This window comes from Micromonospora lacuserhaii, assembly GCF_036902735.1.
Taxonomy (GTDB): domain Bacteria; phylum Actinomycetota; class Actinomycetes; order Mycobacteriales; family Micromonosporaceae; genus Micromonospora.
The window spans coordinates 21,278-33,999 of sequence record NZ_JBAKHO010000037.1; the positions used below are offsets into that span (position 1 = coordinate 21,278).

Below are 12,722 nucleotides of genomic sequence, written 5' to 3' on the forward strand. Positions count from 1 at the left end.
GGAAGCGGAACTGGTCAAGAAACCCGAGGCCGGGCAGCCGGTCGAACGGTGACGAGGAACATGGCCAGGGCGACGACCTGGATGCCGGCGACGGTGACGATCACGGCGGTGATCGAGTAGTCGTAGAGGGCGCCGGTGAGCAGTCCACCGACCAGGGCCGCCCCGCCCAACCCGGCGGCGAAGATGCCGTAGGCGGTGCCCCGCCGAGCGGCTGGGACGAGGTCGGCGATGGTCGCACGCATGGTGGATTCCTGGATGCCGAGCACGGCACCCCAGGCCAGGACCCCGGCGACCGCGGTCGCCGGGGTGGTGGTGAAGGCAGCCAGCGGGATCAGGGCGGTCAGCACCGGTACGGCGGCCAGTACCCGGACGCCGGCCCGGTCGTACAGCCACCCGGAGGCCAGCGCGGCGAGCGCGTCGACGCCCATCGCGGCGGCGTACACGACCGGGATCGCCGCCACGGGTACGACGTGCCGGGTGGCGAGATGGAAGCTGAGCACCCCGAAGGTGGCGTAGCCGGCCGTCGTCACCGCCGTGAACGCCAGATAGGTCCAGAACACCCGGGGCAGCCGGCCGCCCGGCGGGGCGGGCGGCGCGCCGGGTCGAGGGCCCGGTTCGAAGCGACGCGGGTCGGGCACGCTGGCGCGTAGCCACAGCAGCAGGAGCATTCCCGCCACGGCGGGTACGGCCAAGGCGAGAAACGCGGGACGGTAGTTGTGGGCGGTCGCGGCCAGTACGGCGGCGACCAGCAGCGGCCCCGCAACGCCGCCGGCCTGGTCGAGCGCCTCATGGACGGCGAAGCCCTTGCCGCGGCCCACTGCCGCAGCGGCGTGGGAGAGCATGACATCCCTCGCCGGGCCGCGCACCGCCTTGCCGGCACGCTCCGCGACGAACAGCGCCGCAGCAAGCCACAGCGCGGTGGTCAGCCCGAGAGCGGGCACGGCGACCATGGTCACGGCATAGCCGACCAGGACGAGCGGCCAGTAGGCGCGGGTCCGGTCCGCGAGGGGCCCGGTGGCCAGCCGCCCGGCCAGGGCGGTCGCCTCGCCAGCGCCGGTGACCAGCCCGACGACGGTCGCGGACGCGCCGATGGTGGCCAGGTAGGGGCCGATGACCGACCGGGCGCCCTCGTACACCACGTCCGACAGCAGGCTGACCACACCGAAGGCGGTCACGAACCGCCACGGCGTCCACCTGATGGTGAGCGCGGTGACTCTCACCCGTGCAGTCTGGCCTACCGGCAAGCTGGCCGGGCGTGGATCGGCCCGGCGGCCCCCGTGAACCTCCCCGCGTACGCCGTGCACGTCGAGGTGATCGCGGAACTCGCCGACTCGCCGCAGGCGTCGAGCCTCCGGTAGGAGGCCCGGCGGGAGCTGTCTGGTCGACGAGATCTGCCGACGAGCTGCTCAGGTGTTCTGTGGGAAGCCGAGGTTCACGCCGCCGTGGGACGGATCGAGCCACCTGCTGGTGACCACCTTGGCCCTGGTGAAGAAGTGCACGCCGTGCGGCCCGTACGCGTGCGAGTCACCGAACAGTGAGTCCTTCCAACCCCCGAACGAGTAGTACGAGACCGGAACCGGGATCGCCACGTTGACGCCGACCATGCCGACCTCGATTTCATTCTGGTACCGCCGCGCGGCGCCGCCGTCGTTGGTGAAGATGGCGGTGCCGTTGCCGTACGGGTTGGCGTTCACCAATTCCACCGCCGCGTCGTAGCTGGGCACCCGTACCACCGAGAGCACCGGACCGAAGATCTCGTCCGTGTAGATGGACATGTCCTCGCCGACCTGGTCGAAGAGGGTCGGCCCGAGCCAGAAGCCCGCGTCATCGCCGTCGATCGAATGACTGCGTCCGTCGACCACCAGCTTCGCACCCGCGGACCGGCCGGCGTCCAGATATGACAGCACCCTGTCGCGGTGCGCCCCGGTGACCAGCGGTCCCATCTCGCAGCTTGGGCGGCGACCGTCGCCGACATGCAGTCCGGCGATCCGCTCGCTGATCTTGCCGACCAGCTCGTCACCGACCGGGTCCACCGCCACGACGACGGAGATCGCCATGCAGCGCTCACCGGCCGAGCCGAAACCGGCCGAAACGGCGGCGTCGGCGGCGAGGTCGAGGTCGGCGTCGGGCAGCACGACCATGTGGTTCTTCGCGCCGCCGAGCGCCTGCACCCGCTTGCCGTGACGCGTTCCGGTCTCGTAGACGTACCGGGCGATCGGCGTCGACCCGACGAACGAGACCGCCTTGACCTCCGGATGCTCGAGGATCCGGTCGACCGCCTCCTTGTCGCCGTGCACGACGTTGAACACGCCATCCGGTAGCCCGGCCTCGGCGAAGAGCTCCGCCAGGAAATTCGCCGCGGAGGGGTCCTTCTCGCTCGGCTTCAGCACCACGGTGTTGCCGCACGCGATGGCGTTGGGCACGAACCACAGCGGCACCATCGCCGGGAAGTTGAACGGGGAGATAACCCCGACCACGCCGAGCGGCTGCTGGATGGAGTACACGTCCACCTTGGTGGAGGCGTTCTCGCTGAACCCGCCCTTGAGCAGCTGCGGGATGCCGCACGCGAACTCCACCGCCTCCAGCGCACGCTGTATCTCGCCCGCCGCGTCGGAGCGCACCTTCCCGTGCTCGGCGGTGACGATCTCGGCGAGGTCGGACTTGCGGGCGTTGAGCAGTTCGCGGAACGAGAACATCACGTTCGCCCGTTTGGCGAGGGAGGCGTTGCGCCACCGGGAGAAGGCTTCGCGGGCGGCGCTGACCGCCTCGTCGACGTCCGAGGCGCTGGCGAAATCGACCTGCCCGCCGACCTGACCCGTCGCGGGGTCGTACACGTCACCCGTGCGCTGGGCGATGCCGGTCCATGCCTTGCCGCCGATCCAGTGCGTGATCCTCATGCCGACACCACCTCAATTGCCTCGGCGAGGATGCCCAGCGCCTCGTCGGCCTCGTCCTCGGTGAGCGTCATCGGCGGCGCCAGCCGGATCACGTTGCCGTACAGGCCGCCCTTGCCGACCAGCAGTCCGCGCCTGCGCGCTTCCTCCAACAGGGCGGTTGCGGCCGCGGGGTTGGGTTCGCCGGCCGGGCCGACGAGCTCGAGGGCGAGCATCAGACCCTTGCCGCGTACGTCGCCGACCACCGGATGCGTCGCGGCGACCGAGCGAAGGCCATGGATCAGGCGGTTTCCCAGCTTTGCGGCGTTCGCCTGCAGGTCGTGGTCGAGGAGGTAGTTGAGGGTGGCCAGCGCCCCCGCGGTGGAGATCGGGTTGCCACCGAAGGTGGAGATCGAGTTGGCCCGCAGGCAGTCCATGAGTTCCGCGCGCGCCACGACACCGCCGATCGCCAGGCCATTGCCGAGTCCTTTGGCGAAGGTCATCGCGTCCGGCACGACGTCGTGCGCCTGGATGCCCCAGAAGTGCTCTCCGGTACGGCCCCAACCGGTCTGGACCTCGTCGGAGACGAGCAGGATGCCGTACTCGTCGAGCACCTTTTTGAACTCGCGGAACAGGCCGTCGGGCGGGGAGGCGAATCCGCCCACGCCCTGGATCGGCTCGATGATCATGCACGCCACGTCGCCGGCGGTCGCGGTCTCGATCACCTCGCGCAGGTCGGCGACGCACGCCTTGACGTAATCGGCGTCCGACAGGTCCTTGAAGGGGCTGCGGTACCGGTAGCCACCGTGCACCCAGCTCACCTTGATCGGGCTGAGCTCACTGGCCGACCAGCCGCGGATGCCGGTGATCGCGACGGTGGCGAACGCGCGCCCGTGGTACGAGTTGCGCAGCGCGAGCACCTGCCCGCTGCGCCGGTACTGCGTGGCGAGCATCAACGCGGTCTCGTTGGCCTCCGTACCCGAGTTCGTGAAGAACACCTTCGCGTCCGGGATCCCGGACAGGTGCGCGATCTTCTCGGCGAGCTCGACCTGCGACTCGATCAGGTACAGCGTCGAGGAGTGCAGCACGCCGGTATCGATCTGCGAGCGGACCGCGTCGCTGATCTCGGCCACGTCGTAGCCGACCGAGTTGGTGAGAATGCCGCCGAAGAAATCGAGGTACGTGCGGCCCTCGCGATCGGTCACCCGGCGACCGTGCGCGCTGGCGATCTCGATCGGCTCCTCGTAATAGAGGGCCAGCCACTTCGGCAGCACGGACCGGTGTCGATGCAGCAACTCCCGATGCGCCATCGCGTCCTCCGTCTCTCGTACCTCAGCCGAGTGTCCCGAGACTTCGGTGTTCGCCGCCACCGACAACCTGTACGGGTCCGCATCGATGGCACTACGTTGTGTGCAACCGTCGAGGGAGGCCACATGTACCCCACGGTCGCCGAAGCCCTGGCGCTGCCCGTGATCCGGCGCGGCCGGCCACGGGTCGTCGCCGGGTCCGCCGGCCTGCAAGGACCCGTCCGATGGGTCCATGTGGCGGAGGTCGCCGACATCGCTCATCTGCTGCGCGGCGGCGAACTCGTGCTGACCACCGGCATCGCGCTGCCGGACGAGGAGGCGGCACTGGCGACGTACGTGGACGACCTGGCCGCGGTCGGCGCGGCGGGGCTCGTGGTGGAGTTGGTCCGGCGCTGGAGCGACCACGTGCCGGACGCGCTGGTGTCGGCTGCGGAACGACACCGGCTTCCCTTGATCACGCTGGCCCGGGAGACCCAGTTCGTGTCCGTCACGGAGGCGGTCGTGGCGTTGATCGTGGACGCGCAGCTCGCCGAGCTACGGGCGGCCGAGCAGGTGCACGAGACGTTCACCGCGCTCACGGTCGCCGGTGCGGAGCCGGCCGAGGTGTTGCGCGAGGTCGCGAGGATCTCCGGGCTGCCGGTCGTCCTGGAGACGCTGGGGCACGACGTGCTCGCGTACGACGCGGCCGGGCAGGACCCGATCGAGCTGCTGAGCGACTGGGGGCAGCGATCCCGGTTGGTGGCGGTCTCCCGACGAACCGCCTACGACGAGGAAGCCGGCTGGCTGGTCACCGCGGTCGGCGCGCAGGGCGCCGACTGGGGACGGCTGGTTCTGCTCTCGCCGGGCCCTCCCCCGCACCGTCATGTGGTGGTCGCGGAGCGGGCCGCGTCGGCACTGGCGGTGCATCGGCTCCTGGCACGGGATCGGGAGAGTCTGGAGCGGCAGACGCACCGGATGCTGCTCGCGCAACTGCTCGGCCAGGCGTTGCCACCTCCTGACCTGGCCGCCCGAGCGGCCGCGTTGGGCGTACCGCTGGAGCGGCGGCGGCTGGTCGGGGTGGCGATCCGGCCGGGGAGCATCACGCCGCGCGCGCCCGCACTGGCCACGCAGGAGGTGTTGCGGGACCTCGCGGAGGCGACCGCGGTGGCCGCGCGGCGGGTGAGTGTGCCGGCGTTGGTGGGCGTCGTGGACGACACGAGCGTGCGCGCGTTGCTGTCGTTGCCGGCGCAGGCGGGGATCGACGCGGTCCTGCGACGGTTGGCCAGAGAGGTGCACCGCTCGGCCGCAGGTGCCGTGGTGGTGGCGGTCGGGACGACGGTGTCGCAGGTGTCCGATGTGCGGCGCAGTCTGGGCGAGGCCGCGCACGTCGCCGGTGCCGCGCTGCGCTCCCCCAGCACCCAGCTCTACCACCGGCTAAACGACGTGCGACTGCGCGGCCTGCTGCACCTGCTGCGCGAGGACGAACGGGTCCGGGCGTTCGCCCATCGGGAGCTGGGGCCACTGTTGGCGCGGGATGACACGCAGGGCAGCCGGCTCATGGAGCTGCTGCGCTGCTTCTGCGAGCAGGGCGGCAACAAGTCGGCCGCGGCCGCCGTGGCGCACCTGTCACGTACGGCCTACTACCAGCAGCTGTCGCGGATCGCGCAGGTGCTCGGGGTGTCGCTGGAGGACCCGGAGTCGATGTTGTCGTTGTACGTGGCGCTGCTGGTGCACGACCTCGACGACGCGTGACGGGTCAAGGGTCCGGCAGGAGGCCCGAATCCATCCGCCGCGGCGATTGACAGCTCCGTGCGGGCATGCCCGTGGACAGAGTGTGCCCCGATCATGGCAAGCGTGGACACTTTGCCGCTGCCCGTGGCGGGTCCGGGACACCCACCATTCCGAGATAAAGATCGTGCTGATCCGCCCCCACCCGCAGCACGCGCCGGTTGGACGGCCGCTGTTGCGGCAGCGTGACAGGGAGGTGACCGATGGCCGTTGAACCCCTGCGCCCCGCCGAAACCACCGCGGCCGAGCCGGGCACACAGATCACCCATCCGGATGGCCGAGTCGAGTTGCGTGACTTCTCGACGATCGCCGACAGCCGCTACTTCAACGAGGAACTCGCCCCGGTTCCCATCGAGAAGCGCACCTGGACCACGTACAACTTCGCGGCGCTGTGGATCGGCATGGCGCACAACATTCCCACCTATCTGCTCGCCGCCGGGCTCATCCAGCTCGGCATGAACTGGGTGCAGGCGTTCCTCACGATCACGCTGGGCAATCTGCTCGTCCTGATCCCGATGCTGTTGAACAGCCACGCCGGCACGAAGTACGGGATCCCCTTCCCGGTCTTCGCCCGCGCGTTCTACGGAGTCCGCGGCGCGAACCTCCCGGCGCTGCTCCGCGCCTTCATCGCGTGCGGTTGGTTCGGCATCCAGACCTGGATCGGCGGCGAGGCGATCTACGCGATCGCCGGCAAGCTGCTGGGCTCCTGGTGGGTCGACGCGGCGACGGTGATGGACCACCCGTGGACGCTGTGGGCCTCGTTCTTCCTGTTCTGGGCGATCGAGATGGCGATCATCTGGCGGGGCATGGACACCCTGCGGCGCTTCGAGAACTGGGCCGCACCGTTCGTCATCGTGGTCGCCGTCGCCCTGCTGATCTGGGTGCTGGTCGAGGCGGGCGGGCTCGGCCCGATCCTGTCCGAGCCGTCGAAGCTGGGCTGGGGCGCCGACTTCTGGAAGCTGTTCGCGCCGTCACTGATGGGGATGATCGCCTTCTGGGCGACGCTGTCGCTGAACATCCCCGACTTCACCCGGTTCGGCGGCAGTCAGCGGCAGCAGGCGTACGGCCAGGTCCTCGGCCTGCCGACCACGATGTCGTTCTTCGCCATCCTGTCGATCCTGATCACCTCGGGCACGGCCGTCATCTACGGCGAGGCCATCTGGGACCCCATCCAGCTCGCCGCGAAGTTCGAGAACCCACTGGTCGTCGCGCTCGGCCTGTTCACCGTCGTGGTCGCCACGCTGTCGGTGAACGTCGCGGCGAACACGGTCAGCCCGGCGTACGACTTCTCCAACGCCGCGCCCCGACTGGTGAGCTTCCGGACCGGGGGCCTGATCACCGGCGTGCTCGGCATCCTGATCCAGCCGTGGCGCCTGGTGCAGGACCCCAACATCTACATCTTCGTCTGGCTCGGCTTCTACGGTGGCCTGCTCGGCGCGGTCGCCGGCGTACTCATCGCCGGGTACTGGATCCGGTACCGCACCAGCCTCCAACTGCCGGCCCTCTACCGCCCCGAGGGTAGGTACTGGTTCTCCGGCGGGTGGAACTGGGCCGCCATCGTCGCCACCGTCGTCGGCGCGGTCCTCGCGGTGGGTGGCGCCTACTCCGCACCCGGCAAGGGGCCGTTCCCGGAGGACGGGCTCATCCCGTTCCTCAAGCCGCTCTACGACTACAGCTGGGTGGTCGGTCTGATCGGCGGGTTCCTCGTCTACCTGGCGCTGTCGATGCCGCGCACCGCGCACGCGAAGGGGGAGAAATGAGCAACATCATCCGAGCCGGGCTGGTGCAGCAGAAGTGGACCGGCGACAAGGAGTCGATGATCGCCAACGCGGTCGAGGCCATCCGCAGCGCCGCCTCGCAGGGCGCACAGGTGGTCTGCCTGCAGGAGTTGTTCTACGGCCCGTACTTCTGCCAGATCCAGGACGCGGACTACTACTCGTACACCGAGGCCATCCCGGACGGGCCGACGACCGCGCTGATGCGCGAGGTCGCCGAGCAGCACGGCGTGGTTTTGATCGTGCCGATGTACGAGCAGGAGCAGCCGGGGGTCTACTACAACACCGCGGCGGTGATCGACGCCGACGGCACGTACCTCGGCAAGCACCGGAAGAACCACATCCCGCAGGTGAAGGGGTTCTGGGAGAAGTTCTACTTCCGGCCCGGAAACCTCGGTTATCCGGTGTTCGACACCGCCGTGGGGCGCATCGGCGTCTACATCTGCTACGAGCGGCACTTCCCGGAGGGCTGGCGCGCACTGGGGCTGGCCGGCGCGAGGATCGTGTTCAACCCCTCCGCCACGAGCCGCGGCCTGTCGGAGTACCTGTGGCGGCTGGAGCAGCCCGCCGCCGCGGTCGCCAACGAGTACTACGTCGGCGCGATCAATCGGGTCGGCGTGGAGCCGTTGGGCGACAACGACTTCTACGGCCAGTCCTACTTCGTCGACCCCCGCGGTCAACTCGTCGGCGACGCCGCGTCGGACACCGAGGAGGAGGTCGTCGTCCGCGACCTCGACATGGACAAGCTGGCCGAGGTCCGCGACCTGTGGGCGTTCTACCGGGACCGCCGGCCGGACACGTACGAATCGCTGGTGACGCCGTGAGCATCGTCATCCGCAACGGAACGGTCGTCAACGCCACCGGTGCGTACCCGGCCGACGTGCTGGTGGAGGGCGAGCGGATCGCGGCGCTCGCCGCGCCCGACTCGGGTCTGGCGCAGCAGTGGGCGTCCGGCGCCGAGCACGTGATCGACGCCGCCGGGAAGTACGTGGTGCCCGGCGGCATCGACGGCCACACCCACATGGAGATGCCGTTCGGCGGCACGTTCTCGGCGGACAATTTCGAGACCGGGACGATCGCCGCAGCCTGGGGCGGCACGACGACCATCGTGGACTTCGCCGTCCAGGGCAAGGGGACCTCGCTGCTGTCCGCGCTGGACAAGTGGCACAGCAAGGCCGACGGCAACTGCGCAATCGACTACGGATTCCACATGATCGTGTCGGACGTCAACGACACGTCTCTGAAGGAGATGGAGGCCTGCATCGACGCGGGCGTCAACACGTTCAAGATGTTCATGGCCTATCCGGGGGTCTTCTACGCCACGGACGGGGAGATCCTGCGGGCGATGCAGAAGGCCCGGGACACCGGATCGATGATCATGATGCACGCGGAGAACGGCATCGCCATCGACCAGCTCATCCTCCAGGCGCTGGCCAACGGTCAGACGGACCCGGTGCAGCACGGCCTGACCCGGCCGCCCGAGCTGGAGGGCGAGGCCACCTCGCGGGCGATCGCGCTGGCGAAGGTCACCGGCTCGCCGCTGTACATCGTGCACCTGTCCGCCGCGCACGCCCTGGACGCGGTCACCCAGGCCCGCGACACCGGCCAGAACGTGTTCGCCGAGACCTGTCCGCAGTACCTGTTCCTGTCGCTGGAGGATCTGGCCAAGCCCGACTTCGAGGGCGCGAAGTACGTCGCCTCTCCCCCGCTGCGCCCCAAGGAGCACCAGGCGGAACTGTGGCGGGGCCTGCGCACCAACGACCTGTCGCTGGTGTCCACCGACCACTGCCCCTTCTGCTTCAAGGACCAGAAGGAGCTGGGCCGGGGAGACTTCTCCAAGATCCCGAACGGGATGCCCGGCGTGGAGCACCGGATGGACCTGCTCTATCAGGGCGTCGTGAAGGGCGAGATCACCCTGCCGCGCTGGGTGGAGATCAGCTCGACCACGCCCGCCAGGATGTTCGGCCTCTACCCGCGTAAGGGCGTCATCGCGCCGGGCGCGGACGCGGACATCACCGTGTACGACCCGACGGCCCAGCAGACCATATCGGCCAGCACCCACCACATGAACGTGGACTATTCCGCGTACGAGGGCATGGAGCTGACCGGAAAGGTCTCCACCGTGCTGTCCCGTGGTCGGGTCGTGGTCGACGGCAACGCCTTCCACGGCGCGGCCGGGCACGGCAGGTTCCTCAAGCGCGATCTCAGTCAGTACCTGGTGTCAACTACCCGCCTATGAATGGGCAGGCTTGCAGGTCAGTCCCCCTACTGGATGCAGGGTGATGCCGCGTGCGGACGGTTGACTGCGCCCCAACCCTCGACGCCACGCTGGGCGATGTTGAGGGCCGCATTGTGATCGGCGTGGGCAACGACCCCGCACGACCGACAGTGGAAGGTTTCCTGGTCCGGCCGGTTCCGCTTGTCGCGGTGCCCGCAGCCGTGGCAGGTCTGGGAGGTGTACCGCGGGTCGACCTGGACCAGCGGTACACCTGCTCGGCGGGCCTTGTAGTCCAGGAAGCTGCCGAGTTGGTGGAACGACCACGAGTGGAGTGTGACCCATTGGGGCTTGCGGAGCCGGACCCGTTCGCGGATCCCCGTCAGTTCCTCGACGGCGATGCCGCGACCGGTGCGTACAGCCTCGGTCACGATGGTCTTGGCGATGCAGTGGTTGACGTTCGCGGCGTGCCGCGCTTCCTTCTTCTTGCGCCGGGCCAGCAGCCGCCGGGCCGACTTGGTGTCCTTCTCCTGCAACCGCTTGCGCAGCCGCAGCTGCCGCCGGCGGTAGCCGTTGAGCCGGTCGCCGGCGTAGCGAGTGCCGTCGGAGTCGTAGGCGATGTTGGCGATGCCCACGTCCACGCCGAGAAAGCCGGACGGGTCGATCAGTTCAGGTTCGGGCACCTCGACGGTGGCGTACAGGAACCACATGCCGTCCCGGAAGATCAGGTCCGACTCGCCGGTCTTGCTGGTGGCGATCGCCTTGAGCTGGTCGGCGGACCCGGTATAGGCGACGCCCTTGAGCCGGCCGTGCGTGGTCCAGATGGACACGGTCCGAGCATCGGCCTGCCAGGACAGCATCCGGGCGTCATAGGGCTGGGCCGCGTTCCAGCGGAACCCGATCGGGTTGGTCTCGACGTTGCGGCGCCGCTTCGAGCCGGGCTTGCCGTAGTTGCCAGCCCGCAGGTTCGCCTTCACGGTGGCGTAGGCGTCGGAGACCTTCTTGATCACGTGCTGGGCCGCCTGGGCACCCAGGGCGTAGTCGGCCTTGATCCCGGCGTAGACGTGCTTACGCAGGTCGTAGTTCCGGTACACCCCGGTCTCCCGGGCCACGGCCGCCACGTCCGACGCCGCCGTGTTGCACGCGCGCAGGGTCGCCTCCAACGCCGACGCCTGCTCGGGCGTCGGCAGCAGCTTCACCTGCACGACCAGCTTCACACGACCACCGTAGCTTCGGCCTCTGTCACCCAGACGGACCCCAGACCCGGATGCTCGCCGAGGTCGCTCAGTCGTACACAACCTGCATCATGCCCACTTGGTCCTCACCACGAAGTACCGGCGGGGCGCGCTCACCGACCCCATCCTCACTCGCTGCCAGCAGATCATGGCCGACGTCTGCACCGACTTCCGCGGAGCTGCGCGAGTTCAACGACGAGGACGACCACGTCCACCTGCTCGTGCACTACCCGCCGGCCGTCGCACTGTCGAAACTGGTCAACAGCCTCAAAGGCGTATCGGCCCGCCGACTGCGCCAGGAGCACGAACCGCACCTGCGCCGGTACCCGTGGGGCGCGCACCTGTGGTCCCCGTCGTACTTCGCCGGGTCCTGCCGCGGCGCACCACTCGCCGTGGTCAAGGCATACATCGAAAACCAGAAACATCCCGGTCCGCAACAGCGTTCCTCCGGCCCTGAAGGACCGGGGCTCCCGCCTAGCAACTGTTGAAAAGGAGAAGCGGTGGACTTCGGTGTCGTACTTCAGACCGACCCGCCAGCTCGCGACGTCGTGGCCGGCCTCACCGCCGCCGAGGACAACGGGTTCCGCTACGGGTGGACGTTCGACTCCTGCGTGCTGTGGCAGGAGCCGTTCGTCATCTACTCGCAGGTCCTCGCCGCCACCAAGCACCTGATCGTCGGGCCGATGGTGACCAACCCGAGCACCCGCGACTGGTCGGTCACCGCGTCGCTCTTCGCCACGCTCAACGACATGTTCGGCAACCGCACGGTGTGCGGGATCGGCCGCGGCGACTCGGCCCGGCGGGTCATCGGCCAGCCGCCGGCGAGCCTGGCCACGCTGAAGGAAGCGATGCACGTGATCAAGGAGCTGGCCGAAGGCAACGAGGTCGAACACCACGGCACGCCGGTGCGCATCCCATGGGTGCGTGACGGCAGGCTGGAGATCTGGATGGCCGCCTACGGCCCGAAAGCGCTGCGGCTGGTCGGCGAGCAGGCCGACGGCTTCATCCTGCAGACGGCCGATCCCGACATCGCCCGCTGGACGATCGGCTCGGTACGCGACGCAGCTACTGCAGCAGGTCGAGATCCCGACTCAATCACGATGTGCGTGGCCGCGCCCGCCTACGTGGGCACCAACCTCGCGCACCAACGGGATCAGCTGCGCTGGTTCGGCGGCATGGTCGGCAACCACGTGGCCGACCTGGTCGCCCGCTACGGCGACTCCGGGGTCGTGCCGAAGGCGCTCACCGACTACATCAGGGGCCGCGAGGGCTACGACTACGCACACCACGGCCGCGCCGGCAATCCGTCCACCGACTTCGTACCCGATGAGATCGTCGACCGGTTCTGCCTCGTCGGCCCCGAGTCGGCGCATGTCGACCGGCTACAGGAGCTCAAGGAGATCGGGGTGCACAACTTCGCCCTCTACCTCATGCATGACGACAAGGAGAAGACCCTCTCCTCGTACGGCAAGAACGTGATCACGCACGTCTGATCCCGGCTGCTGAGCGTGGTGTCCGGGGCGGCGGGCCACCCCGGACACCACCAGGGG

The 12,722-nt window shown here is 69.1% G+C and carries 9 protein-coding genes and 1 pseudogene; 6 read left to right on the forward strand and 4 right to left on the reverse strand.

Annotation, left to right across the window (positions count from 1 at the left end):
- Window positions 1-14 precede the first annotated feature (14 nt).
- The 3 genes from V6U81_RS20950 to V6U81_RS20960 form a co-directional block, all read right to left on the reverse strand.
- Window positions 15-1,220: an MFS transporter gene (locus tag V6U81_RS20950; RefSeq protein ID WP_334491561.1), complete on the reverse strand. Its 1,206-nt coding sequence runs from the start codon at window positions 1,218-1,220 to the stop codon at window positions 15-17.
- A 186-nt stretch (window positions 1,221-1,406) separates the two neighbouring features.
- The gene (locus tag V6U81_RS20955) at window positions 1,407-2,897 is read right to left on the reverse strand and encodes a CoA-acylating methylmalonate-semialdehyde dehydrogenase (RefSeq protein ID WP_334491562.1); all 1,491 of its coding nucleotides are present in this window, start codon (window positions 2,895-2,897) and stop codon (window positions 1,407-1,409) included.
- A complete protein-coding gene (locus V6U81_RS20960; protein ID WP_334491588.1) occupies window positions 2,894-4,183 on the reverse strand; it encodes an aspartate aminotransferase family protein in 1,290 nt (429 codons plus the stop codon). Before V6U81_RS20960 ends, V6U81_RS20955 begins: the two co-directional genes overlap by 4 nt.
- Before the next feature lie 123 nt (window positions 4,184-4,306).
- Here V6U81_RS20960 and V6U81_RS20965 point away from each other — a divergent pair, with 123 nt between their 5' ends.
- The 4 genes from V6U81_RS20965 (at window position 4,307) to hydA (ending at window position 9,961) form a co-directional block, all read left to right on the forward strand.
- Window positions 4,307-5,911, forward strand: a complete 1,605-nt coding sequence (locus V6U81_RS20965; protein WP_334491563.1) for a PucR family transcriptional regulator — start codon at window positions 4,307-4,309, stop codon at window positions 5,909-5,911.
- Window positions 5,912-6,150: 239 nt separating this feature from the next.
- Complete coding sequence (locus V6U81_RS20970) at window positions 6,151-7,707, forward strand: NCS1 family nucleobase:cation symporter-1 (protein WP_334491564.1); 1,557 nt, start codon at window positions 6,151-6,153, stop codon at window positions 7,705-7,707.
- On the forward strand, window positions 7,704-8,546 hold the full coding sequence (locus V6U81_RS20975; RefSeq protein ID WP_334491565.1) for a nitrilase-related carbon-nitrogen hydrolase: 843 nt from the start codon (window positions 7,704-7,706) through the stop codon (window positions 8,544-8,546). The genes V6U81_RS20970 and V6U81_RS20975 overlap by 4 nt, the downstream gene beginning before the upstream one ends.
- Window positions 8,543-9,961, forward strand: a complete 1,419-nt coding sequence (gene hydA / locus V6U81_RS20980) for a dihydropyrimidinase (protein WP_334491566.1) — start codon at window positions 8,543-8,545, stop codon at window positions 9,959-9,961. The genes V6U81_RS20975 and hydA overlap by 4 nt, the downstream gene beginning before the upstream one ends.
- Window positions 9,962-9,987: 26 nt before the next feature.
- On the opposite strand, the gene V6U81_RS20985 is transcribed toward hydA, so the two are convergent.
- Window positions 9,988-11,154 carry an RNA-guided endonuclease InsQ/TnpB family protein gene (locus V6U81_RS20985; RefSeq protein WP_334491567.1) on the reverse strand — a complete coding sequence of 389 codons (1,167 nt, stop codon included), beginning with the start codon at window positions 11,152-11,154 and terminating at the stop codon, window positions 9,988-9,990.
- Between the two features lie 82 nt (window positions 11,155-11,236).
- Here V6U81_RS20985 and tnpA point away from each other — a divergent pair.
- Together tnpA and V6U81_RS20995 are read left to right on the forward strand one after the other, a co-directional pair.
- A pseudogene (gene tnpA / locus V6U81_RS20990) lies at window positions 11,237-11,660 on the forward strand (IS200/IS605 family transposase).
- Between the two features lie 12 nt (window positions 11,661-11,672).
- Window positions 11,673-12,665 (forward strand): TIGR03842 family LLM class F420-dependent oxidoreductase, encoded by a 993-nt coding sequence (locus V6U81_RS20995; RefSeq protein WP_334491568.1) that lies wholly within the window; start codon window positions 11,673-11,675, stop codon window positions 12,663-12,665.
- Window positions 12,666-12,722: the final 57 nt, after the last annotated feature.

What these genes read in the sequence shown, in the direction of transcription:
- V6U81_RS20955 (WP_334491562.1), bottom strand. Translation starts at nt 2,897, where the DNA reads ATGAGGATCACGCACTGGATCGGCGGCAAGGCATGGACCGGCATCGCC.
- V6U81_RS20975 (WP_334491565.1), top strand. Translation starts at nt 7,704, where the DNA reads ATGAGCAACATCATCCGAGCCGGGCTGGTGCAGCAGAAGTGGACCGGC.
- V6U81_RS20970 (WP_334491564.1), top strand. Translation starts at nt 6,151, where the DNA reads ATGGCCGTTGAACCCCTGCGCCCCGCCGAAACCACCGCGGCCGAGCCG.
- V6U81_RS20965 (WP_334491563.1), top strand. Translation starts at nt 4,307, where the DNA reads ATGTACCCCACGGTCGCCGAAGCCCTGGCGCTGCCCGTGATCCGGCGC.
- V6U81_RS20960 (WP_334491588.1), bottom strand. Translation starts at nt 4,183, where the DNA reads ATGGCGCATCGGGAGTTGCTGCATCGACACCGGTCCGTGCTGCCGAAG.